Here is a 24,093-nt window from a genome sequence, read left to right as displayed (position 1 = left end):
CGCATGGGAATGGAGCGTCCATGCCCACTGCCCAGCCCGCGCCGTCACCACCGCCCAGACGCTTTGTGTGCGCCCTGTGCCGCTGCCCTGTGCTCATCTGCAGCCACTGCGACCGCGGCCAGCGCTACTGCAGCGCGGCCTGCTCGCACCAGGCCAGAAGTGGCGCCCAGCGCGCAGCCGGCAAACGCTACCAGGACAGCCGCAAGGGCCGTCACGCTCACGCCAGACGCCAGGGGCAATGGAGGGCGCGCCAGCAAACAGTGACGCATCAGGGTAGCCCACCACCGCCCTGCGCTGATGTACTCCCACCCGGCGAAACAACCGCTCTGATCCCGGACGCAAGTCAACGCTGCCAATGCCTCTTTTGCGGCCGTTCGGTCTCGAATTTTGTACGCCTGGACTATTTGCGTTGCCGCTTTCGTCGCCCATCGAAACCATCCGTATGGAGTACCGACTCACATGGCCATTTCACCTGAACTCACGGCGCAGATCCTGCGCTACCACCACGCCGAGCACTGGCCGGTGGGAACGATCTCGTCCCAGCTGGGCGTGCACCGCGAGACCGTCATGCGCGTGCTCACCCAGGCCGGCGCCGCCCCCATAGTGCCCGCACAACGCACCTCGGGCGTGAGCCCCTACCTGCCCTTTATTGAAGAGACCCTGAAGCAGTTCCCCAACCTCACGGCCAGCCGGTTGCACACCATGGTCGCCGAGCGCGGTTACGAGGGACGCCCCGACCACTTTCGCCACATCGTCGCCAGGCACCGTCCACGCCCCCCAGCACAGGCCTACTTGCGCCTGCGCACCTTGCCCGGTGAACAGGGGCAATGCGACTGGGGCCACTTCGGCCACATCCAGATCGGGCAAGCCAGGCGACCCCTGATGGCCTTTGTGATGGTCCTGTCCTGGTCCAGACGCATCTTCCTGCGCTTCTTCCTGGGCGCGCACATGGAGAACTTCCTGCGCGGCCACGTCCAGGCCTTTGAATCCTGGGAGTCCGTTCCCAGGGTCGTCTTGTACGACAACCTCAAGAGCGCGGTGCTCGAACGCAGGGGGCCGGCCATCCGCTTCAATCCCACCTTGCTGGCACTCTCGGCGCATTACCGCTTCGAGGCCAGGCCCGTGGCCCCGGCCCGGGGCAATGAGAAGGGACGCGTGGAGCGGGCCATCCGCTACATCCGCACGGCCTTCTTCGAGGGACGCACCTTTGACGGCCTCGACGATCTCAATGCCCAGGCCGATGCCTGGGTGAACGGGGCAGCCAGCGCTCGGCGCTGCCCCGAGGATTCCCAGCTGTCGGTGCAGCAGGCCTTTGACCAAGAGAAGGCGCACCTGATGGACATCCCGGTCACACCGTTTTGTTGCGATGAGATCCGCGGCGTGACAGCGGCCAAGACACCCTATGTTCGCTTTGACCTGAACGACTATTCCATCCCCCACACCCACGTACAGCGCAGCCTGAGCGTGCACGCCAGCCTGCATGAGGTGCGTATTCTGGACGGCCAGCAGGCACTGGCCACGCACCCGCGTTGCTGGGACAAGGCTCAGCAGATCGAGATCGAGGCCCATGTGCAGGAACTGGTGCAGCACAAGCGAGCCGCGCGAGCCCATCGCGACACGGACCGCCTGGTGCACGCGCTGCCTCAGGTGCAGGACTTGCTGACAGAGGCGGCCAAGCGGGGCGAGCCGCTGGGGCGCATCGCCCGTGAGTTGCAGGAACTCCTGGATGTGCATGGACGCACGCAGATGACGGCCGCCGTCGCCGATGCCATAAGCCGCGGTGTACCGCACCCCCATGCGGTTCGTCTGGCGCTGCAACACCAACGCCAACGCCAACGCCAGCGCCAGCAGCAAACCCCGCCACCGCTGGGCGTGGCCCTGTCCGCGCAGGTGCGCGCGCGCGACATCGCCGTGCGCCCCCACAGCCTGGACGGCTATGACCGTCTCACACAGGAGAGTGACGATGCCAGCAACTGATTCGGCCACACTCAAACACCGCGCCCAGGCGTTGCAACTGCACGGGGTGCTGGCCAACTGGAGTGCCTGCTGCACCGAACCCTGGGTGGGCACATTGCTGGACTGGGAAGAGCAGGAGAGAACCCGCCGATCCATGGAGCGGCGCCTGCACAGTGCGCGCATCGGGCGCTTCAAGCCCTTGGTGGATTACGACTGGCGCTGGCCCGAGCAGATTGACCAGGCCAGCGTGAGCGAGCTGATGACGCTGCAGTTCCTGCAAAACGCCAGCAACGCCATCCTGGTGGGGCCCTCCGGGGTCGGCAAGACCACGATCGCGCAGAACATTGCGCACCAGGCGGTGTTGCAGGGACACACCGTCGTGTTCACCACCGCGGGCAAGCTGCTGGGCGAGCTGGCCAGTCTGGACAGCGATTCGGCACTGCGCACCCGGCTGCGCCACTACGCCAGGCCAGAGCTCCTGGCCATTGATGAGGTCGGGTATCTGTCGTATTCCAGCCGCTATGCCGATCTGCTGTTCGAGTTGATCAGCCGGCGCCACGAGCACAAGAGCACGCTGATCACCACGAACAAATCGTTTGCCGAGTGGGGTGAAGTGTTCCCCAACGCGGCCTGCGTGGTCGCACTCGTGGACCGCCTGGTCCACCACGCCGAAATTGTCGGTATCAAGGGTCAGTCGTACCGGCACAAGGAGGCACAAGAACGCGCCAGGGCGCGCACCGCAAAGCGCAAACCGTCGAAGGAGGCGGCATGAAGCCGTGGCACCCGCCTTCAGGACTGCGCCGTGGGCTGCCCTTCACGGTGGACGACACCTGGACACCAGAGCAGGCCTTGGCGGTGATGGAGTTGCTTGATGATCTGCGTGATCGTGTCTGGACCCACTACGGCCGGGTCATCCAGAACCTGCTGCGCGAGCAGCGCGTGACCAGTGAATCGCTGGATGACTTTGACCCGGAGTTGCCGTTCTGAACAACGACGAATCTCCCACGCCAACAGCAAGGGCCCCTGACGGGGCCCTTGCTGTTGGTGGCGCACTCAGCACCGAAAGCCGCCACCAGAATCCGCCGCCACAAATGACCACCGGATTCCGTCACCATATTCCGCCACCATTTGCCGCCGCCAGATTTACGCGGGTTTAGACCGCCGCTAACAGCCGGAACCGCTTCGCCTATTTCGGCCAATTGACGCCGTTCAAGGGCGTCGACGTGCTGATCGACGCGGTCTCGCGGGTGCCCGAGGACATCTGGGGCGACGATGCCTGCCTGATGATCTACGGCGGCAATCTCGAGCGCCAGCCGCCCGATTTCCAGACACGCCTGACCAAGCTCATCGACGACGCGGGCCGCCGCGTGCGCTTCTACGGCGCCTACCAGAACGCCGACATGCCGCGCCTGATCGGCTCGGTGGATTGGGTCGTGATGCCGTCCACCTGGTGGGAAAACTCGCCGCTGGTGATCCAGGAAGCGCTGCACCACCGCAGGCCCATCATCTGCTCCGACATTGGCGGCATGGCCGAGAAGGTGTGGGACGGAAAGGATGGACTGCATTTCCGTGCAGGCAGCGCGCAGGATCTCGCCGATCGCATGGCCGAGGTGATGAGCGATCCCCAGGCCTGGGACCGGCTACGGGCCTCGATGAGGCAGCCGACGGGCCACATCGATTGCGCCCGCGACCATGTCGAGCTCTACCGCCGGCTACTGCAAGAGAAGCATGGCAACGCTGCTGCCCAGCGGGCCACCCACCTTCCAAAAGCGGGTTAGACAGCCCATGACACGCGTACTCGTGATGATTCCCTCCGGCGAGGTATACGGGCGCGACAACGTCCGCTGGTACCAGCACCATGACATTCAAAGAAGCATCAACAGCTATCACAATATCGGAGATGCTTTTGTCTTCGATTCTTCGCTGAAGCTTCTGAGCTACGACAAGCTTGGCGTTCTTGAGATCTCGGCATTCAACCCTGACCTCGTTGATCGGCTACGCGACGAGTATGACTATGTTTTCCTGCGTGGGTCCAACTACATCCACAACTCCATGAACTGGGAGCAGGCCGTTCCGATCCTGAAGCGGCTTGGCCTGCCCATTATCGGCTTCGGTATCGGCGCCCAGGCACCATCGAAGGGCAAGATCCAGCTCTCGAACCAAAGCCACGAGCTACTCCATCTCATGGCCGACTCGACCACGTCCATCGGGGTGCGCGGCCGCTACACGGCGCAAGTGCTATGGGACATCGGCATTCGCAACACCCGCATCATCGGTTGCCCAACGGCCTTTCGCCGCAACGACCCCGAATTGCGCATCAAGCTCCCCCCGCTGGATAACGTCCGGAAGGTCGGCATTACCATCCGCCGCGAAGTCTCCGCCGACTACGCCAAGGACATAAAGCGATACCTGACCTTCCACCGCGACCTGGTGAAAACCATGGCCCGCCGCTTTGATGCGGTGCTGATGGCACAAGGGGAAGTCGAGGAAAAGAAGCTCGTCCTGGGAACGGAGGCGCAGCGAGGTGATGCAATGGATGCCTTGAGGGCGCACCCATGGGCCGCCTCCTGGTATCTCGACGAGCAGATGGTGCGGCTCTATCGCGAACGACTGTTCTATTCCGATGTCGTTGCCGACTACGAAGAACTCGTGCGCTCGCTGGACCTGGTCCTGGGCTATCGCCTGCACGGCAACCTGATGGCGCTCGCCAACGGCACCCCCTCCATCTACTTCACTTATGACAGCAGAACGGTCGAGTTCGCGGAAACATTCCAGATTCCCAGCTTCGACGTCTTCAGCGCAAAAGAGTTTCGTCTTGACGAATACTTTGATCAGCCCCGATTTGATCAATATAACTGCTCCTGGCGCCACATCTATGGCGAGATGCACCGGTTCCTCACCGAAAACGGCGTCGCTCACAGGATGATCGACACCGGCAACACCTCGGGCACTTCAATCCGCAAAATCGCATGAACCGGAGGGCTACCACCATGCACCAGAAGATCCGCAAGGCCATCATTCCTGCCGCTGGTTTCGGGACGCGCATGCTTCCCGCGACCAAGAGCATCCCCAAGGAATTGCTGACGATCGTCGACCGCCCCTTGCTCGACTACATCGTCGCCGAGGCCTTCGCCTCGGGAATTGAACATGTGATCATCGTCACCGGGCGCATGAAGGGCGCGATCGAGGACCATTTCGATCACGCCTTCGAGCTCGATGTCAGCCTGCGCAATGCCGGAAAGCAGCCTTTGGCCGACCGGATCGCGCAGGACACGCCAGGCGCCGGGACGATTTCCTTCGTGCGACAGCAGCAGGCACGAGGTCTCGGCCACGCGGTCTGGACGGCCCGTCATATCGTCGGCGACGAGGCATTCGCGGTGCTTTTGCCCGACATGCTCATGGTTGCCGACAGGCCATGCCTGAAATCCATGGTCGATCTCCATCAACGCCATGGCGACAACGTCATCGCGGTGGAGAGATGTGCTTCCGAGGACGCCCACAAGTTCGGCATTGTCTCGCTCAAGCACACTGGCGATGGCCAGCTCGTGACCGGGCTGGTGGAGAAGCCTGCCCCCGGCACTGCGCCCAGCAATCTCTACATTTCCGGGCGCTACATCCTGCAGCCTGAAATCTTCGCCATCCTCGAGCGGCAGGCGCCGGGTGCGGGCGGTGAGATCCAGCTCACCGACGCCATGCTCACGCTGCTGAAAACCCAGGACATCCGGCCCTTCGAGTTCTGCGGCCACACCTTCGATTGCGGCGCCCCGGCCGGCTTCGTGACCGCCAACCTGCACATGGCGGCAGCGCGCTCTGATCTAGCCCCTCACATCAGGCTCGCGATGGATGCCCTCTACTCGGCACGGCGCGCGGTGGCATGATCATGCTGTCGGCGACCCATTCCAGTGGGTCACCGGATGAACCCGGCGGCCGAAGGCAGGCCGCCGGCGTCAGGCTTCGGTCGGAGTATCGTTCAACGCGGTCAGCGCCTGGTCGGCCGCAGGAATAGCCAGTTGCTGGGCGCCGGTTTCGCCCTGTATCTGATCCAACTCCGCCGCCGCGCTGTCCATCGCGCGATTGAAGGCGGCGACCATGGCCTCGATGTCCTCGGCCGTATGTGCTGCCATGACCTGGAAGCGGAATCGCGACTGTCCCAATGGGACGGCCGGAAACTCCACCAGATTGGCAATTCCCGCGTATATCGAGAGATATTTCGAGGCCAGCCGCCCCAGCGCTTCGCCGCCGACGCGAACCGGCACGATGGGAGAAGGCTCCCCCAGCACCTCGCGGCCGGAGCGCGCCATGGCTTCACGCAGATGAACCACGTTGTCGTAGAGCTTGCGCCGCAACTCTTTGCCTTCGCCCGACTGGATGATCGCAAGCGCTTCCAGCACCGTGGCCGCCTGGACCGGCGACAGCGCATTCGAGAATGTGTGGGGCGCGCTGTAGTATCTCAGATATTCGGCCGCGGCTCGTGTCTTGACCGCCACAAAGCCACCGTTGGAGGCGAAGGTCTTGGAGAAGCTGCCGATGATGATGTCTATGTCGCCGAGCATTGCCTGCTCGCCGATGCGGCCAAGGCCATCCTCGCCCATGCAGCCGAAATCGTGAGCACAGTCGACCAGCAGGCTGGCCCCATGGGCGTCACAGATATTTCGAAGCGCCCTGAGGTCAGGGGTGTCCGAATGCATCGAAAAAAGACTCTCGGTCACGACCAGAATGCCGTTTTGCGTGTCCGCCGCGCGAATGTTCGCCAGCTTGCGGACCAGCGCATCCTGATCAAGATGCCGGAAGTAGTGCACCTTCTGGGTGGCGGCCGATGCTCCCGCCTGGAGGCAGGAATGCGCCAGCATGTCCATCACGACATGGTCGTGCGAACGGACGAAGCCCTGGATGGCGCCATATCCGGCAGCCCATCCGGTCGGATAGAGCACGACCTCGCGGCCGCCGACAAATTCCGAAAGGGCTGCTGACAATTGCAGTGAGTTGGCGGTATTGCCGAGCAGGGCAGCCGACCCGGCGCTGTGGACGCCGTAATCGTCGATCGCCGCCCTCGCCGCTGCCTTTATCCGGGGATGGGAGGACAGGCTGAGATAGTCCTGCGAGGCGAAATTGACGCCTGAGCTGGCCTCCCCTGCGTCGCTCATGATGTCCGACCGCGGCCGGGGCGCGGATGAGGTCGACCGGGCGTAAGGCCATAGGCCATGCTGACGGCGGAGATCCTGCCAGCTGAAGAAGCTTTCGGCACGCGCCATGAGGCCGCTGTTCTTCGGCGCGCGATAATCCTTCAGGCTTCCGGACAGTGCAGCCTTGGGTATTGATTTCATCAGCGACGTGTCTCTCGTTCGGTGCGAAGGTCGCGGGCGAAGCGTCCTCGCCGATCCCTGGAGCGACGGGCATTCTGACGAATGCAAATTCCGCCGCTCCATCCACTTTCTTAGCCGCATTTGTGCGACGCCAGACGATTCCGTCTGGCTGCAAAACGCTCTAGAACCTGAAACTCACCCGTGCCTTCACGAGATCGAGCTGGCCGTCGATCAGCGTTCCGTCGAACCGTTCGAACTGCATGTGGTCCCAGCTCACGCCAGCGACGAGATTGTCGCTCAAGAGATAGTCGGCCCCCATACCCGCTACCCAGCCCCAGTCCTCGAGGCCGATATTGGTGGTGATGTAGGTGGCCCCGGCGTGACCGGTGAGCAGCAGGCGATCGAAAGCGAAGCCGGCACGAGCCTTGGCCGAGAAAGCGCCTTCGACATCAATGGGGAAGCCTTCGAAATTGATGTCGATCCGCGTGTACTCGGCCTCGCCTCCCAGAACGAAGGCGCCGAACTGATGGAGATAGCCGGCGTGGGCTCCAAAGACGACATCATCTCCGGACGAACGGAGCGGCGGCGCAAACTGGCGGTCGGCATCGCGAAGCCAGCCATAGCCGGCCGAGATGCCAACATAGGGTGCGCTCCAGTCAACCGCCGGCTGCCCGACGAGGTCGGCCGCCTCGCCCGCATTGGCCGAAAGCACTAAAGTGAAAATGCCGAAAACATGAGCTTTCATCGTTTACCTTGGTCGACTCAACACAAATGAGCTCCAAGTAGACGGTCTTGCATGCTGCTTTCAAGTGACAATGGAAAGGGTAATTAATTTTCCTTTAAGTATTGTTCATGACAAATATTCCGAAATACAAAACAGATATCATCATAGTCACAAAGCAATACTTCTAAATCAGCCGCATTTTCCAAAACTAAATTCAATATGTATAATACAATATATCATAGTCAGGCATGCTGGCAACGGGATATGGCCAGCATTTTTGCGTCGCCGGAAACTTGTTCACGAGTTTCCAACTGCCACCAAAGCTCCGGTACCGTCGCCTTAACTTGCCACGAAGCGCAGTGATGCCCGAAGTTGAACAGTTGAACGGAAGCGCAAAGAAGCCGGCCCGGGGCCAATTGCGATATGGGAACTGACCGGCTGATCACCGAGCAACACGTCTCTTCGTGAACACAGCCGGCGTTCGCGGCAAAGCCATGCGACGTGGGGTATCCGTTCGAACTATGCTCGCGGCTATCCCCACTTGCCCAGCGCTGCGCCACGGCCAGCCCATCCGCCCCCCGCGCCCGGCCGGCGCCGCCCCGGTCACGACCTTTCAACCCCTTGATTCCCCTGGCCAAAAGCCCACATCCCAAAGCGATTGCGCCCTTTGCTTGGCCCAGCCGGACGGCCCCGCTCCGGCCATCTCACTTTCGATAACACGTCCTTATCGATAGCTACGATTTTCGAGGCCCATTCACCAAAGGCGCCTCACAGCGGACCACATGCGCCCTTCCAAAGAGCCCTGCGGCCGCACCAACGCAATGCGCAAACCGGGTTGGGATGCTCCGATGTTCGAGCCCATGACTGGATGCGAAAGACGGCATGGTGCCGACCGAGACAACATGGCGGAGTCGCCGTTGTGCCACCAAGACAGCCGGGATAGGTGGGCTTGCCGTGATCTAGGAGAAATCCAGGACCATTCGGCCTTCGATCTTGCCGTGCTCGAGCTTTGCAAAGATGTCGTTGATGTTTTCGAGCCTCGCCTTGGTGATCTGGCTGCGCACCTTGCCCGAAGTGGCAAAGGCGATGGCCTCGTCGAGGTCGCGACGTGTGCCCACGATCGAACCGCGTATGGTGATGCGCTTCAGCACGACATCGAAGATCGGCGCCGGAAAATCCCCCGGCGGCAGGCCAACCAGGCTGACAGTGCCCTTGCGACGGACCATCTTCAGGGCCTGGCCGAACGCGGGTGGGGAGACTGCGGTGACCAGAATGCCATTGGCACCGCCCTTGGTAACGTCAAGGACCTGGGCAACGGCATCAGCCGAACGGGCATCGATTGCGATATCGGCGCCCGAGCGTCGCGCCAGGTCGAGCTTGTCGGTGGCAATGTCGAGGGCGACAACGTTGAACCCCATCGCCTTGGCATATTGGATCGCAACGTTGCCAAGACCGCCGATGCCGGAAATGGCAACCCATTCGCCCGGGCGCGCCTCGGTTTCCTTCAGGCCTTTGTAGGTGGTGACACCAGCGCACAGGATTGGCGCCATGGCGATGAAATCGACATCGGCGGGAAGCTTGGCGGCGAAGGGGGCGGAAGCGATGACATATTCGGCAAAGCCGCCGTTGCAGCTGTAGCCGGTGTTGTGCTGTTGCTCGCACAAGGTCTCCCAGCCGGTTTCGCAATATTCGCACCGCATGCAGGCGTCGTGCAGCCAGGCCACGCCAACGGCGTCGCCGATCTTTCGATCGGACACGCCAGCGCCCACCGCAACCACGATGCCTGTCGCTTCATGGCCGGGGATGAAAGGCAGCGCTGGCTTGACCGGCCAGTCGCCGGCTGCCGCGTGCAAGTCGGTGTGGCACACGCCGCAGGCCTTCACCTCGACCAGGATCTCGCCGGGTCCCGGCGAAGGGACAGGCACCTCCTCGATCTGCAGCGGCTTGCCGAACTCGTGCACGACCGCCGCCTTCATCGTTGCCTTGACCATGGACAATCTCCGCAACTCGTTGTGAGGCCCAACCTGCACGCGAGGTCATGGGCCGCAGACACTGGGAGTGCTCTCAGCCTCGGCAACTAGAGCGAAGGGTACGGCTTTCAAGAGACGGCCGTCCTTTGGCGCCGGGCAAGCATTTGCGTTCGGGGACCGGTCCCGGCCCATATTTTTTGGACAGAAAATCGAGCCTGTGGGGCTAAATGCGGTTAGCTGTGCGGTGTAATCAACTGCAGCGAAGGAAAATAGGTCCGGTATCGGCCGACATCGCGTGTCAGCAATGGAAGCTGGCCGACTGCTGCATGAGCGCCGATGAAGAAGTCGGGCAGTACGCCGGTCCGCGACCCGCCCGACTTGCGATATCGCGTGAAAACCTTTCCGGCAAGAAATAGCGCGGCTCGCGGCATAGGCGACATTTCGAGACCAGCTTGGTCGAGGAAGCTGTCGAGCGCTTCGATGCGGTCATATCGCACGGCCAATTCGGCGTAGACTACGTCGTTGATGAACAGCGGTCCATCAAGGCTCGCTGCCTCAAGCTGGGAAATCGACCAATCGGCCCAGTTCGGATCGTCGGTGACAAGATCCAGCAGAACGTTGGTGTCGACCAGCGTCACGCTTCGCCACGCGTCAAAGCCATGATTGCGTCGGTATCGAGTCCCTCGCCAGCGTGCCCGCGCAATTTAGCGAAGCGGCTCGCCGCACGCGCCTGGTCCGTCCGCATTAGGACAACGCTGCCGTCTGCTGCCCGACGGAAATCAACCTTGCTGCCCGGCACAATCCCCAGCAGATCGCGGACCCGCTTTGGAATGGTGACTTGCCCTTTCGCTGTAACCGTTGTGCTCATCGATGTCACCCTAGGTAATACCTGAATACAAATTGGTATTACTTTGGGTGCGAAATGTCAATCCTGGGATCGTTTGGATCCCTCTCGGTCAGCCATCGTGAGGCAAGTCCGAAGCCCTAGTTCGCGACCGATGCAGAACCCGCCCTTCGCTCAAACAGCAAGCCCGGTTACCCATCAACCACATGAATCGGTTTGGTTGGACCGATTCCAACATTGCATTGGACGGGTCTGCCCTGCCCCGCCAATCTGGCGCCATGCAGCACCACTACGCCAACAGCTTCGTCATTTACCGCCATGATGCCGAGCGCAACATGGCACGCTTCTACGCCTTGGCGCTTGAGCCGACACTGTTCGGCGACGTTGCGCTGGTGCGCCAATGGGGGCGCATCGGCACGCGTGGCCGTCAAAAGATCGAGCTGTTTGCCGAATTGACCGCCGCCGAAGCCGCCCTTGCCGCGCTCCGTGACACGAAACTGCGGCGCGGCTACCGGCACTGAGCGAGGGAACTCCGCGCAATTGGACATGCGCGTCATCCTGCCCTGGCCTGGGCCCCTCCCCTGCCGCGCAGCAGCGCCATCAGCACCGGCCCGATCGAGAAGTCGCCGGCTTTGGCCTTGGCCGTCAGGCTGCGCAGATAGCCGCCGGGGCTCGAAATCGCCTCGCCCTTCTGCAGCATCGCCGCCACCATGATCGCGGCATCGACCGCCCCCATCGCCTCGCAGGCCTGGTTCCACGCGTCAGGGCTTACGCCAAGCGCGCCACGCACCAGATTGGCCGTTTCCACCAGCTCGCCCCAGCCGGAAATGCCGTTGCGAGCATAGTCGGCAATGTCGGGGCAGGCGCGCAGCACCATGCCAAGCGGATATCCCGTCGGCGGCAGGCTCCTGGTTTCCAGTTTTATCGCAACGGTCGCGCCCTGGTCTTCTTCGAGGCCGGGTTCAAGTTCATGAGGGTGTGTATTTGAATTCTGTATGTGGCGCTCGAAATGAGACTCATTGGCGCTTGTTTCTTCAGAATTAACGTGACTTTCCAGGGCCTTGCGCACCTCCTGGGCAAGCACGGCAAGCTCCTGGGCGATCGGCTCGAGCTCGAGGCGGCTGGCGGTGCGCGGAATCTGCGAAGCGATCTCGCGATACTCCAGATGCAGGCGCTGCCAGTCGGCGGCAATGCCCTCCTCGAGGCCGAAGGCGATCATCTTGGCGATGTCGCGGCGCAGGATGGTGATGCGCTCGCGCACCAGCAACAAGGCCCGCCGCTCGGCCCTGACGGCCTCCGCCATGCGCTCGAATTCTGCAGCCCGCGCCAAAAGCGGCGTCAGGTCGAAGCCGAAGGCCTGCTCGATGGCGCCGTCAAAGCCCTTGCGGGCATAACGCTTGCCATTGGGGCTGTCGCGGCGGACGACGAGGCCGCAGTCGACCAACACGCTAAGATGCCGCCGCAGCGTCGCCGGCGCCATGCCGTGCGCCCGCAGTGCCAGCTGCGCATTGGAGGGAAATACCACCAGCCCCTCCCCTGCCACGAGATCACTGTCGGGGTGGAAGCTCAACAGTGCGTTGAGCACTGCAAGCGCGCGATCGCTCGCCCCCAGCAGTCCCTTGGCCTCGCAGACGGCGCGAAACACCTGCCACTTGTTGGCGCTGGCGCCAGGCGCGCAGCCGCCTGCCGCCATCTGCCCCGCCATCATGGCAAGCGTCAGCGGCCGCCGCCCAAAGGGCGTCGTCGAAATGTGCGTCTCCATTTTCCTTCGCCTTCAAATCAGGCAAAAGAAATCTGCTCGCCAAAGCGGCGCCGCGACTCTTGACAGTGATTCGAGGAAATGCGATTCTCTAGCTGCTAAACCGATGAGAAGGGCTTCCACGACGGCGACGTTTGGGGGCCTTTTTCTTTTGCGGGTTAAGCTCCTGTTTCTGTCTTTTCCGACTTCCTGAAGGCCCCGTAGAGTTCTTCAAGATTTGCCGAGATCCAGCCGCCGAACCTGGCGGCATCCTTGTCCTTCAGGGCCAGCGTATAGCCCTTGCCGTTCGAGGTCGCGACAACGCGAACCGATTTGTCTTCCGCAGCCCAAGTCTCGAAGCTGCCAGCTTTCGTCTTGTTCTCGGGCTTGCTGGTGAGCGCATCGACAACGGCCTGAAAGCGTTGATCGCTGGACTGAGCTTTCATTGCGCCCTGCGACAGGATCGCAAGCAGGTCCTGCACCTTGGCCTTCGGTAGGAGATCGGCCAGTTCCATCCACCGCCTGCGCCCTACTTCCGGTGCAGCACCGATGGCTTCGACCAGTTCGACCGGAATCTGGCGCACGACGCTGATCATCTTGGACAAGGCGGCCTTGTCGACCCCAAGCGCCGACATGATGACGTCTCTGGAGAATGAGCGCTCTTCCAGTCGCACAGCAAACAGTGCCCTTTCAATATAGGAAAGGTTCGTCCGCGCATTGTTTTCCTGGCCCTGGCTAACCACCAACTGCTCGTCGGAAAGATCGCGCACGACAGCACGGACCTTGAGGCCCAGTTCCCGGATAGCCGCCAGGCGACGGTGACCATAGGCGACCTGATAACGTCCCTTGGACACCGGGTGCGGGCGAACGAGAATCGGCACCTGTTGTCCGTGGTCTCTGATCTGATCTACGAGTTGAGCAAGCTCCAAGGCATCAATGCCGAGGCGATCACTGACAAATGAACCATCCACCAATGCAGGGTCGATTTCGACAACCATATGCCCCTCGGCCAACTGGCGCTCGAGATCCTGGGCCCGCTCGACCTTCTGGGTAATGTTTCCGAGCGTCTTTGTGATGCCGCCGACGGGAACTGCACTCCGAGTAGCTGGAGGCACAAAGCCCGCGATCGGTCGCGAGACCGTGAAAGGCTCGGGTGCTCCAGTTGCCGGAGCAGGCCCATCTGAAACCTCGATCAGGTTCTTGCGGGCCATTATTTTCTCCCCCAAGTGGACTTCAGCAGGCCCTCGATCTCCGAATTGACCAGGTTCAGGGACTCCATCGCACGATCATAGGTGCCGCGGGTAAACTGGGCTCGCTCGACTTCGTAGAGCGTCTGCTTGGTTACGCCGGCATCCGAAACAGCTGTGGACTTCAGCATCGGATTCTGGAGCATGCGGTTGCCGAAAATCGCACGCATGAAGCCAGTCATTTGGCTCTGCGGACCATCGTTCGGCTCGAAGCGGGTGACCAGATAACGCATCCAGTCATAGCTCGTACGCCCCCCTGCCCTCTCGACCACGGACATCAACTCGCTCGTCATCGCCAAGAACTGGCTCATCGACATCACGTCGAGCATCTGGGGATGAACGGTGATCAGGACAGACGTCGCGGCACACAGGGCCGACATCGTCAGGAAACCGAGCTGAGGCGGACAGTCGATGATGACCACGTCGTACAGGCTCTCGACCGTAGTCAGGACCTCGCCGATGCGTGCGAAGAACATCGATTCCGCCGACCCCGAGGTGATCGCCTTCGGGGTTTCATGCTCGAACTCCATCAGTTCAAGATTGCCGGGCACGATGTGCAGATTGGGCGTGTAGGTCGCCCGCACGATGTCGGCGATCGGGCGCGGATCGTCGTAGCGTATCGCGCCGTACAGTGTCTCGCCCTCCCCCACATCAAGCTCGGGCTGGTGACCAAACAGTGCGGACAACGAAGCCTGCGGATCGAGATCGATCGCCAGAACCTTGTAACCCCTGAGAGCCATATACTGGGCAAGATGGGCAGAGGTCGTGGTTTTCGCCGAACCTCCTTTGAAGTTCATTACCGCAATGACCTGGAGCTTTTCGCCAGGACGGCGGTTCGGCACGTATTTCGGTGCCCCATTCTTTTCATCGAGACCCTGCCGGATCCGATCCATGTCATGGGGCGCATACATTCGCCGACCGTTAGCCAGCGGCTCCGGGCCATGCCCCTCGGACGCAATCTGTCTCAGGTATCCCTCGCCGATGCCAATGTAGTAGGCTGCTTCCGCAGGCGTGAATTGCCGAATGGTCTTTTGGGACGTCGGAGGAAAAATCTTCTGCTGATGCAGCTGGAGCTGGCGTGACAACTCCTGAGAATCCGCCGACAACATGGACGGCAAATGCTCCTGCTCGGTGGCGTGAATTGTAGTCTGTAACATCCCGAATCCTCGAACTGCGCAATTGGTGCAAAAATCACGCAAACTGCGCAGTTACAATATGGCCCGATTCGTAAAGAATATACAAACGCTTAACCATAGATCTTTTCGAGGCTCCGGTTGTCCGCGGACAACCTCCTGCACCAATGCGAACAAGATGAGGTGGGCGCGACCAACAACAGTTGCCCGCGGACAACGCATTCCCGAAGATTGCGTCGCATCAATTCGTCGGATTAAGGTGCCCTGTGTGGCGGTATGGCCGAGGGGTCGGCCTCAAGGCGATCGCCTATTGACCAAACCTGGGGGCCATCGTCACCCGCGCCGTGACCGACAATGGTGCTGCGGCGCGCACCGCGACGCCTGTCGCGACATTGGTCTCAAGCACGCCCGCACCAGACCCAACGTGCCCAACACCGAGCGCAAGTCCGAGCGCCTCATCCAGGCCGTGCGTGGCTAGCGGGGTGCACTGGCTGCCCGCCAGACCTCGGACCGACACGCCAAAGGCCTGCCGATTTGGCCCCGCATACACAATTGGCATAGGCCGCATTGCAACCAAACGCGACGCCGCCGATCAATCGCCTCGCTCGACTCCAGCACAACCGATTGGCGCCCGACATCGGGCGCACGATTGCAGACGGCAGTTGCTTGCCAAGTTGGCCGGCGGCCGCGAAATGACTGCGATCGACCCCGATGTCCTGAACGCTTGTGGCTTGCGGGCGAGGACCAACTTAGGCCCGCGCCAGCGGCGAGCGTTTGCAGTCGAGGCCACCCGCTTCCCCGCATTGTTTTACTGTCCATCCGGTCCGACCTTCCCGGACGTGACCATGTCCGAGCCTCGGATCCTTGGGCGGCACACTGAATTCCGTATAGGGTCACGCTGCGGCGCCGAAGCCGGCACCGCATCCGATCGGTCGCAGGCAGATGTATGAGAATCTGCTTGACTCGCAATCAAGAGACCGGAAGATAGGGGCACAACCTAATAATCTATGGCATTTGGGCCTTGTTCCGGAATTTTGTTTCCGTGAGCGAGGCTGTTTGCGTTTGGGAGCTAGCTTACTCCAAGATGGGAAAGTCGATACCGATCGGCCTCTTGTTCTCGCGAACCGGCCCCTACTGGGCGCCGGGCCAGCAAGGCTTCTATGGCGCGTTGGCGGCAATTGCGGAAGTCAATGGCAGCGGCCTCTTTCCGTTCGAACTGACGGCAACCATTGCCGACCCCGAGGGCAATACGGATCGCTACGCCAGCCTGTGCCGGGACATGATCCGGCAGACGGGTCTGCGCCATGTTGTCGGCTGCATCACCTCGTGGAGCCGTAAGGAAGTCATTCCCGTCGTCGAAAAGGCCGACGCGCTGCTCTGGTACCCGTGCGTCTATGAGGGCTTCGAGGCGAGCGAGAACGTCGTCTATGTCGCTGCCTGCGCCAATCAGCATCTGCTACCTCTCCTCGACTACATCGTGCCGCGCTTCGGTAGGGATGCATTCCTGGTCGGCTCGAACTACATATGGGGCTGGGAGACAAACAGGATCGCCCGCGAGGTGCTCCACCATTCGGGCGGCGAGGTGCTGGGCGAGCGCTACGTGCCGATCGGCGACGTCGACATCTATCACATCATCGCCGAGATCAGGGCGAAGAGGCCGAGCTTCGTCCTCAACAACCTGATCGGGCCTTCTTCCTATGCCTTCCTCAAGGCCTATCACGAACTGGGCTTGGCCGACCCAGCCTTTGCGGCCGACGTGCGCCCCATCTTGAGCTGCAATCTCTACGAAAGCGAAGCGTCGCTGGTCGGCGATGCCATCGCCGGCCATTACACCGTGAGCTGCTATTTCCAGTCGCTGCGAACCGAGGCCAACGAGACCTTTCTCAAGGCGGTCGGCGGGCGCGCCGGTACCGCGCCGGTGACCGCATTCTTTGCCGAAAGCTATGCGAGCGTGCTCTTGATAGCCAAGGCGATACGCGAGGCCGGCACCGACGCCATCGCCGAGGTCTTGGCGGCGGCCAAGGCCGAACCGTTTTCCTCGCCCTTCGGCGAAAGCCGCGTCGATGGCAGGACCAACCATGTGCTGATGCCGGCGCATATTGGCCGGGCTCGCGCCGACGGCAGCTTCGAGGTCGTGCATCAGGCGCTGCAGGCGATCGAGCCCGACCCGTTCCTGACGCGCACGCAGCTGGGCGTGCCGGGCAGCGATGCCAAGGCTTCGTCCAGGGGCACTCATCTGAGGGTCGTCCAATGACTACACCAAAACCGACACCTTCCTTCGTGGGCTGGCGTGCCCTAGTGGTGCACAAGGCCCACCCCAATGTCGACGCCATCATGTTGCAGTTCGAGCGCATCGGCGTTGCCGCCGTGCATTGCTGGCCGGAGGCGACCGACCTGCCGGATATCAGCACGTTCAATGTGGTGCTGATCGATGCCGACATGGGCTATGACGGGCAGTTCCCTTGGAACCCCGGCGAAGCCCCTATGCCGACGATCGCGCTGATCGGCAGCGAGGCGCCCGGGCGCGTGTCCTGGGCAATGAACCAGGGCGCCGACGCGCAGCTCCTGAAACCCATCGGCAGCGCCGGACTTTACAGTGCGCTGGTTGCCGCCTGCCATGCCTTTGCCCGGCGCAACGCACTCGCCGCCGAGGTCGCAGGGCTCCGCGCCCGCCTCGAAAGCCGCGAAATCCTTGCCGAGGCCACCGCCTTCATCATGGTTCGCGACAATATCAGCGCCCGCGCCGCCTTCCAGCAGCTGCGCCTGATGGCAATGGCCGACCGCGAGACACTGGAAGCCGCCGCCACCCGCCTCATCGAGTCCTTCAGCGAGGAACGAGCAGCAAGATGACGATCCTCGAAACGACGCCGGTCGAAGTAGCGCATGCCCCGACGAGGGGTGTCTGGGGCCGGCTCATCCGTCGCCCGCTGGCAGTTTTCGGCCTTATCATCATTGCGGTCGTGGTCATTGCGGCGGTTTTCGCGCCATGGCTCGCTCCCCATGATCCTTATGAGCAGTTCTTCGAAGGGCTCAGCCTCGAAGGCGCGCCGCTGCCGCCCGACGCCAAATTCTGGGCCGGCACCGATCTGGTTGGTCGCGATCTACTTAGCCGGCTTATATACGGTGCCCGCACGTCACTGATCATCGGCATCGTCGCCAACGGTACCGCCGTGTTCATCGGCGCGGTCGTCGGCATCTGTGCCGGCTATTTCCGCGGCTGGGTCGAGACGGTGCTGATGCGTTTCACTGACCTGATGATGGCCTTCCCGGCGCTTCTTCTGGCGATCGTGCTCGCTGCCATCTTCACGCCCTCGCTGTGGATCGTCGCCATGGTGATCGCCATGGTGAACTGGGTGCAGATCGCGCGCGTCATCTACACCGAGACGCGCTCGCTTTCCGAACGCGACTTCATCGACGCCGAGCGTGCGATGGGCGCGGGCCACATGCGGATCATGCTGCGTCACATCCTGCCGCACCAGGTCTCGACCATCATCGTCTGGGCGACGCTCGGCATCGCCACCACCGTGCTGCTCGAGGCGACGCTGAGCTTCCTCGGCATCGGCGTCCAGCCACCGATCCCTTCCTGGGGCAACATTATCTTCGAGAACCAGACCTACTTCACCAGCGCACCATGGCTGGTCTTCATACCGGGTGCTGCAATCCTGTTGCTGGCGCTGGCGTTCAACCTGGTCGGCGACGCGCTGCGCGACATTCTCGACCCGACACAGCAGGGCCACCACTGATGCTCGCCTATGTTTCCCGACGACTGCTGCAGACGGCACTCATCCTGCTCGGCATCAGCCTGGTCACCTTCGTGCTTCTCTACCTCGTGCCGGCGGATCCCGCGCGCCAGATCGCCGGACGCAGCGCGACCCCGCAGACGGTGGAGAACATCCGCGAGCAGCTCGGCCTGAACCTGCCTTTCCACCAGCAATATCTGCGCTATCTCGGCGGGTTGGTGCAGGGTGACCTCGGCCGCTCCTACCTGCAGAAGACCGAAGTGGCTGAGCTGATCTGGTCGCGCCTGCCGGCCAGCCTGCTCCTGATGGTCGGCGCCATCTTCTGCGAGCTGCTGCTTGGGCTGACGATGGGTGTCATCGCGGCGCTCAAGCGCGGCACCAATACCGACAATGCGCTGATGATCTTCTCCTTCGTCGGCGTGTCGGCGCCGCAGTTCGTCATCGGCATCCTGCTGCTCTACGTCTTTGCCGTGCAACTCGGCTGGTTCCCGATCGGCGGCTACGGTACTTTCGCCCATCTGGTGCTGCCCTCAATCACCCTCGGTTTCCTCGGCGCGGGCTGGTATTCGCGCATGATGCGCTCGTCGCTGCTCGACGTGCTCCGGCAAGACTATATCCGCACGGCGCGCGCCAAGGGGCTGACGCGGGCCAAGATCCTGTTCGGCCATGCCATTCCCAACGCCATACTGCCGATCATCGCCATGATCGGCATCGACATCGGCCTGTTCATGTCCGGCATCGTCGTGGTCGAGAGCGTGTTCGGCTGGCCCGGCATCGGCCAGCTTGCCTGGCAGGCGATCCAGCGCATCGACATCCCGATCATCATGGGCGTCACGCTCGTCTCGGCCTTTGCCATCGTGCTCGGCAATTTGCTTGCCGACCTGATCGCACCTCTGGTCGATCCACGCATCAAGCTCAGGTGAAACCCATTTCCATCAACAACAAGCAACTCCGGAGAAAAGGAACGGCAATGACAAAGAATAAGCTTCTCAAGAGCGCTGCTTTTGCAGCCCTGGCCCTGGCATTCGCAGGCCCGGCATCCGCCGATGACATCAAGCAGGGCGGCTCAATGATCGTCACCTACAAGGACGACGTCTCCACGCTCGACCCGGCGATCGGCTACGACTGGCAGAACTGGTCGATGATCAAGTCGCTGTTCGACGGCCTGATGGACTACGAGCCCGGCACGACGACGCTGAAGAAGGACCTCGCCGAGGACTACACCATCTCCGAGGACGGCAAGACCTTCACCTTCAAGCTGCGCAAGGGCGTGAAGTTCCACAACGGCCGCGAGCTGACCGCCGAAGACGTCAAGTATTCGATCGACCGCGTCGTCAACCCGAAGACCCAGAGCCCCGGCGCCGGCTTCTTCGGCTCCATCGTCGGCTTCGAGGAGGCTTCGGCCGGCAAGGCCGAGGGCCTCTCCGGCATCACCGTCGTCGACCCTTACACCATCAAGTTCGAGCTCTCGCGTCCCGACGCGACCTTCCTCCATGTCCTGGCCATCAACTTCTCCCATGTTGTACCAAAGGAAGAGGTCGAGAAATACGGCACCGACTTCGGCAAGCACCCGGTCGGCTCCGGCGCCTTCAAGCTGGCCGAATGGACGCTAGGCCAGAAGCTCGTCTTCGAGCGTTTCAAGGATTACTGGAACACGGGCCTGCCGAAGCTCGACCAGATCACCTTCGAGGTCGGCCAGGAGCCGATCGTGGCGCTGCTGCGCCTGCAGAAGGGCGAGGTCGACGTGCCCGGCGACGGCATCCCGCCGGCAAAGTTCGTCGAGGTGAAGAACGACCCGAACTTCAAGGACCTGATCATTCAGGGCGGCCAGTTGCACACCGGCTACGTGACGATGAACGTCAAGATCAAGCCGTTCGACAACGTCAAGGTGCGCCAGGCCGTCAACATGGCGATCAACAAGGATCGCATCGTCCGCATCATCAACGGGCGCGCCATTCCGGCCAACCAGCCGCTGCCGCCGTCGATGCCGGGCTATGCCAAGGACTACCAGGGCTACCCTCATGACATCGAGAAGGCCAAGGCGCTGCTCGCCGAGGCTGGCTTCGCTGACGGCTTCGAGACCGAGCTGTTCGTCGCCAACACCGATCCGCAGCCGCGCATCGCCCAGGCGATCCAGCAGGATCTAGCCGCCATCGGCATCAAGGCCTCGATCAAGTCGCTGGCGCAGGCCAACGTGATCGCCGCCGGCGGCGAGCCGGACGGCGCTCCGATGATCTGGTCGGGCGGCATGGCCTGGATCGCCGACTTCCCGGATCCGTCCAACTTCTACGGCCCGATCCTCGGCTGCGGCGGTGCGGTGCAGGGCGGCTGGAACTGGTCGTGGTACTGCAACGAGGATCTCGACAAGAAGGCCGCCGAGGCCGACTCGATCGTCGATCCGGCCAAGAAGGAAGAGCGCGAAGCCATGTGGCGCGACATCTACCTGAAGATCATGGAAGACGCCCCGTGGGCGCCGGTGTTCAACGAAGAACGCTTCACGATCCGCTCGTCGCGCATCGGCGGCGCCGACAACCTCTTCGTCGATCCGGTCCACATCCCCGTCAACTACGATCAGGTCTACGCAAAAGATGTGCAGTAACTGCGACTACACCATCCACGGCCGGCATCATCACTTCGGGTGGGATCGTTCGATCCCGCCCGCGGAAACGGTGGCGCCGGGCTCGACGCTGAAGTTCGAATGTCTCGACAGCGGCTCCGGGCAGTTCACGCCCGACAGCACCGTCGCCGACGTGACGACGCTGGACTTCTCCAAGGTCAACCCGGTCACCGGTCCCATCTATGTCGATGGGGCCAAGCCGGGCGATGCCCTGAAGATCACCATCCACCAGTTCGAGCCTTCGGGCTTTGGCTGGACGGCGAACATTCCGGGCTTCGGCCTGCTTGCCGACCAGTTCAAGGAACCGGCGCTGGCGCTGTGGAAGTATGATCCCGCGACACTCGAGCCTGCGCTGTTCGGCAAGCACGCGCGGGTTCCGCTGAAGCCATTTGCCGGCACCATCGGTGTCGCACCGGCTGAACCGGGCCTGCATTCGGTGGTCCCGCCCAGGCGGGTCGGCGGCAATCTCGACATTCGCGATCTGGCGGCGGGCACCACGCTCTACCTGCCCATCGAGGTAGAGGGCGCGCTGTTCTCCATCGGCGACACGCATGCCGCCCAAGGCGACGGCGAAGTCTGCGGCACGGCGATCGAAAGCGCGATGAACGTGGCGCTGACGCTCGAGGTGGTCAAGGACGCCAACCTGTCCATGCCGCGCTTCACCACGCCGGGACCGGTCACCCGCCATCTCGATGCCAAGGGCTACGAGGTCACCACCGGCATCGGTCCCGACCTGATGAGCGGCGCCAAGGCTGCGGTGGCCAACATGGTCGACCTGCTCGGCAAGCGGCACGGCCTGTCGGCGGAAGACGCCTACATGCTGTGCTCGGTCTGCGGTGATCTCAGGATCAGTGAAATCGTCGACATGCCCAACTGGGTGGTGTCGTTCTATTTCCCGCGCATCGTGTTCGAATAGTGCCATGCGGCGCGGGGCCAGCACCCCGCGCCGCTTGTTTTTCTCTCGGAGCCAATTAGCAGCATGAACAAGCCACAGCAGGATACGCTGCTCAGCGTCAGGAATCTCGTGACCCAGGTGGCGACGCCGCAGGGCGCGAAGATCGTGGTCGACCGCCTGTCCTTCGAGCTCGGACGCGGCGAAACGCTGTGCATCGCCGGCGAAAGCGGATCGGGCAAGTCGATGACCGCGCTGTCGCTGATGCAACTCCTGCCCAAGCCCATGGCGCGCGTTGCCTCGGGCGAGGCCATACTCAACGGCCAGAACATTTTGACGCTTTCCGAAAGCCAGATGCGCCAGGTGCGCGGCAGGCACATCGGCATGATCTTCCAGGAGCCGATGACCTCGCTGAACCCGGTGCTGACCATCGGGCGGCAGCTGGCCGAGGCCGTTTCCGCGCATGCTCCGGTGTCTGCAGGCGAAGCGCGCCGTAAGGCCAAGGAACTGCTGGACCACGTCCAGATCTCGGATGCATCGCGCCGGCTCGACCAGTATCCGCATGAACTTTCGGGCGGCATGCGCCAGCGCGTGATGATCGCGATCGCGCTGGCCCAGAACCCGCAGATCCTGATCGCCGACGAGCCGACCACCGCGCTCGACGTGACCGTGCAGTCGCAGATCCTGGCGTTGATCCGCAAGCTGCAGGCTGACAACGGCGTTTCGGTCATCCTCATCACCCACGACATGGGTGTCGTTGCCGAGATGGCCGACAAGGTTCTGGTCATGAACCAGGGCAGGGAGGTCGAAGCCGGCCCGCTGAAGCAGATCTTCCAGGCGCCCGCCGCCGACTACACGAAAGGGCTGCTCGCCGCCGTGCCGCGGCTCGGCGAGATGACCGGCACCACCCAGCCCAAGCGCGCGCCGGCGACGCCAAAGGATGCGTCAGCCGCAAAGCCGGATGCCAAGGCGGCAGTCGTCGACGTCGAAAACCTCGTCGTGCGCTTCGACATCAAGGGCGGCATCCTGCAGCGCCCGGTCAAGCGCGTGCATGCGGTCGAAGGCGTCTCGTTCCAGATCAGGCAGGGCGAGACGCTGTCGCTGGTCGGCGAATCCGGCTGCGGCAAGTCGACGACCGGCAAGGCGCTGCTCAATCTCATTCCCTGGCGCGGCAACATCCGCGTCAGCGGCAAGGAGACGGCCAATCTTTCCGGGGCTGCGCGCAAGCAGGTGCTGCGCGACATCCAGATGATCTTCCAGGATCCTTATGCCTCGCTCGATCCGCGTATGCGGGTCGGCGATCTCGTGGCCGAGCCGCTGGTCATCCACGGCCTGGCCTCGGGCTCCGAGCTCAACGACCGCGTCGAATACCTGTTCAAGCGCACCGGCCTGTCGGCCGACCAGATGAAGCGCTACCCGCACGAGTTCTCCGGCGGGCAACGGCAGCGCATCTGCATCGCCCGGGCTTTATCGCTGTCGCCAAAAGTCATCGTCGCCGACGAAAGTGTCGCCGCGCTCGACGTGTCGATCCAGGCGCAGGTGCTCGATCTTCTGCAGGACATCCAGAACGAGACGGGGATTTCCTATCTCTTCATCTCCCACGACATGGCGGTGGTAGAGCAGATCAGCCATCGCGTCGCGGTCATGTATATGGGCCGCTTCGTCGAGACGGGAACGCGTGCGCAGGTGTTCGAAAACCCGCAGCACCCCTACACCAAGCGGCTGATGGCGGCGGTGCCGGTCGCCGATCCAGATCGCGCCCGCAAGCCCTTCCTGCGCAACGAAGGTGAGTTGCCGAGCCCGGTCAAGGGCCTCGACTACGTGCCGCCTGTGCTGGTCGCGCAGGATGTCGGCGATGGCCACACGGTCTGGACGAGTTGAGGGTGAAGGCGTTCCCTGTGGCTCGCCGCTAACCAGTTTCCTCCGCCA

General features: G+C 62.5%; 22 protein-coding genes and 1 pseudogene. 15 read left to right on the top strand and 8 right to left on the bottom strand.

Features of this window, described 5'->3' with window-relative positions; all coding sequences use genetic code 11:
• Positions 1-459 precede the first annotated feature (459 nt).
• The 6 genes and pseudogenes from istA (at position 460) to ABSY17_RS01540 (ending at position 5,834) form a co-directional block, all read left to right on the top strand.
• A complete protein-coding gene (gene istA / locus ABSY17_RS01565; protein WP_378940750.1) occupies positions 460-1,977 on the top strand; it encodes an IS21 family transposase in 1,518 nt (505 codons plus the stop codon).
• Positions 1,964-2,728 (top strand): IS21-like element helper ATPase IstB, encoded by a 765-nt coding sequence (istB, locus tag ABSY17_RS01560; protein ID WP_304833932.1) that lies wholly within the window; start codon positions 1,964-1,966, stop codon positions 2,726-2,728. The genes istA and istB overlap by 14 nt, the downstream gene beginning before the upstream one ends.
• Positions 2,725-2,943, top strand: coding sequence for a hypothetical protein (locus ABSY17_RS01555; protein ID WP_305335607.1), 219 nt, complete (start codon positions 2,725-2,727; stop codon positions 2,941-2,943). The genes istB and ABSY17_RS01555 overlap by 4 nt, the downstream gene beginning before the upstream one ends.
• Before the next feature lie 185 nt (positions 2,944-3,128).
• A pseudogene (locus ABSY17_RS01550) lies at positions 3,129-3,734 on the top strand (glycosyltransferase); the annotation flags it as partial.
• A gap of 7 nt (positions 3,735-3,741) precedes the next feature.
• Complete coding sequence (locus ABSY17_RS01545) at positions 3,742-4,929, top strand: polysaccharide pyruvyl transferase family protein (RefSeq protein ID WP_378941715.1); 1,188 nt, start codon at positions 3,742-3,744, stop codon at positions 4,927-4,929.
• Between the two features lie 17 nt (positions 4,930-4,946).
• A complete protein-coding gene (locus tag ABSY17_RS01540; RefSeq protein WP_378941495.1) occupies positions 4,947-5,834 on the top strand; it encodes a UTP--glucose-1-phosphate uridylyltransferase in 888 nt (295 codons plus the stop codon).
• Positions 5,835-5,903: 69 nt separating this feature from the next.
• On the opposite strand, the gene ABSY17_RS01535 is transcribed toward ABSY17_RS01540, so the two are convergent.
• The 5 genes from ABSY17_RS01535 to ABSY17_RS01515 form a co-directional block, all read right to left on the bottom strand.
• Complete coding sequence (locus ABSY17_RS01535) at positions 5,904-7,280, bottom strand: aminotransferase class I/II-fold pyridoxal phosphate-dependent enzyme (protein ID WP_378941493.1); 1,377 nt, start codon at positions 7,278-7,280, stop codon at positions 5,904-5,906.
• Positions 7,281-7,440: 160 nt separating this feature from the next.
• Entirely contained in the window at positions 7,441-8,004 is a 564-nt protein-coding gene (locus tag ABSY17_RS01530) for an outer membrane protein (RefSeq protein ID WP_378941490.1), read from the bottom strand.
• A 938-nt stretch (positions 8,005-8,942) separates the two neighbouring features.
• The gene (gene adhP / locus ABSY17_RS01525) at positions 8,943-9,974 is read right to left on the bottom strand and encodes an alcohol dehydrogenase AdhP (protein WP_378941488.1); all 1,032 of its coding nucleotides are present in this window, start codon (positions 9,972-9,974) and stop codon (positions 8,943-8,945) included.
• 212 nt (positions 9,975-10,186) lie between these two features.
• On the bottom strand, positions 10,187-10,591 hold the full coding sequence (locus ABSY17_RS01520) for a type II toxin-antitoxin system VapC family toxin (protein ID WP_378941486.1): 405 nt from the start codon (positions 10,589-10,591) through the stop codon (positions 10,187-10,189).
• Positions 10,588-10,821 carry an AbrB/MazE/SpoVT family DNA-binding domain-containing protein gene (locus ABSY17_RS01515; protein WP_378941484.1) on the bottom strand — a complete coding sequence of 78 codons (234 nt, stop codon included), beginning with the start codon at positions 10,819-10,821 and terminating at the stop codon, positions 10,588-10,590. Before ABSY17_RS01515 ends, ABSY17_RS01520 begins: the two co-directional genes overlap by 4 nt.
• A 254-nt stretch (positions 10,822-11,075) precedes the next feature.
• Between ABSY17_RS01515 and ABSY17_RS01510 the strand changes: the two genes are divergently transcribed.
• A complete protein-coding gene (locus tag ABSY17_RS01510) occupies positions 11,076-11,318 on the top strand; it encodes a WGR domain-containing protein (RefSeq protein WP_378941481.1) in 243 nt (80 codons plus the stop codon).
• Between the two features lie 32 nt (positions 11,319-11,350).
• Here the strand turns inward: ABSY17_RS01510 and repC are convergent, their stop codons facing one another.
• From repC to repA, 3 genes are all read right to left on the bottom strand, one after another.
• Positions 11,351-12,559: a plasmid replication protein RepC gene (gene repC, locus ABSY17_RS01505; RefSeq protein WP_378941479.1), complete on the bottom strand. Its 1,209-nt coding sequence runs from the start codon at positions 12,557-12,559 to the stop codon at positions 11,351-11,353.
• A gap of 155 nt (positions 12,560-12,714) precedes the next feature.
• Positions 12,715-13,746, bottom strand: a complete 1,032-nt coding sequence (gene repB, locus ABSY17_RS01500; RefSeq protein ID WP_378941477.1) for a plasmid partitioning protein RepB — start codon at positions 13,744-13,746, stop codon at positions 12,715-12,717.
• Positions 13,746-14,939, bottom strand: coding sequence for a plasmid partitioning protein RepA (gene repA, locus ABSY17_RS01495; RefSeq protein ID WP_378941475.1), 1,194 nt, complete (start codon positions 14,937-14,939; stop codon positions 13,746-13,748). Before repA ends, repB begins: the two co-directional genes overlap by 1 nt.
• 286 nt (positions 14,940-15,225) lie before the next feature.
• Here repA and ABSY17_RS01490 point away from each other — a divergent pair, with 286 nt between their 5' ends.
• The 8 genes from ABSY17_RS01490 (at position 15,226) to ABSY17_RS01455 (ending at position 24,045) form a co-directional block, all read left to right on the top strand.
• A complete protein-coding gene (locus tag ABSY17_RS01490; protein ID WP_378941472.1) occupies positions 15,226-15,393 on the top strand; it encodes a hypothetical protein in 168 nt (55 codons plus the stop codon).
• Between the two features lie 606 nt (positions 15,394-15,999).
• The gene (locus tag ABSY17_RS01485) at positions 16,000-17,169 is read left to right on the top strand and encodes a transporter substrate-binding domain-containing protein (RefSeq protein ID WP_378941470.1); all 1,170 of its coding nucleotides are present in this window, start codon (positions 16,000-16,002) and stop codon (positions 17,167-17,169) included.
• Entirely contained in the window at positions 17,166-17,765 is a 600-nt protein-coding gene (locus tag ABSY17_RS01480; protein WP_378941467.1) for an ANTAR domain-containing response regulator, read from the top strand. The genes ABSY17_RS01485 and ABSY17_RS01480 overlap by 4 nt, the downstream gene beginning before the upstream one ends.
• Positions 17,762-18,658, top strand: a complete 897-nt coding sequence (locus tag ABSY17_RS01475; protein WP_378941464.1) for an ABC transporter permease — start codon at positions 17,762-17,764, stop codon at positions 18,656-18,658. The genes ABSY17_RS01480 and ABSY17_RS01475 overlap by 4 nt, the downstream gene beginning before the upstream one ends.
• Positions 18,658-19,578, top strand: coding sequence for an ABC transporter permease (locus ABSY17_RS01470; RefSeq protein ID WP_378941462.1), 921 nt, complete (start codon positions 18,658-18,660; stop codon positions 19,576-19,578). Before ABSY17_RS01475 ends, ABSY17_RS01470 begins: the two co-directional genes overlap by 1 nt.
• 47 nt (positions 19,579-19,625) lie before the next feature.
• On the top strand, positions 19,626-21,254 hold the full coding sequence (locus tag ABSY17_RS01465; protein ID WP_378941459.1) for an ABC transporter substrate-binding protein: 1,629 nt from the start codon (positions 19,626-19,628) through the stop codon (positions 21,252-21,254).
• Complete coding sequence (locus ABSY17_RS01460; protein ID WP_378941457.1) at positions 21,244-22,188, top strand: acetamidase/formamidase family protein; 945 nt, start codon at positions 21,244-21,246, stop codon at positions 22,186-22,188. Before ABSY17_RS01465 ends, ABSY17_RS01460 begins: the two co-directional genes overlap by 11 nt.
• Before the next feature lie 63 nt (positions 22,189-22,251).
• Entirely contained in the window at positions 22,252-24,045 is a 1,794-nt protein-coding gene (locus ABSY17_RS01455; protein WP_378941454.1) for an ABC transporter ATP-binding protein, read from the top strand.
• Positions 24,046-24,093 lie beyond the last annotated feature (48 nt).

The sequence above is a fragment of the Mesorhizobium sp. ANAO-SY3R2 genome (assembly GCF_042466635.1).
Classification (GTDB): Bacteria; Pseudomonadota; Alphaproteobacteria; order Rhizobiales; family Rhizobiaceae; genus Aminobacter.
Note: the sequence above shows the minus strand (reverse complement) of the source record. Positions and strands in the feature narration are given on the sequence as shown.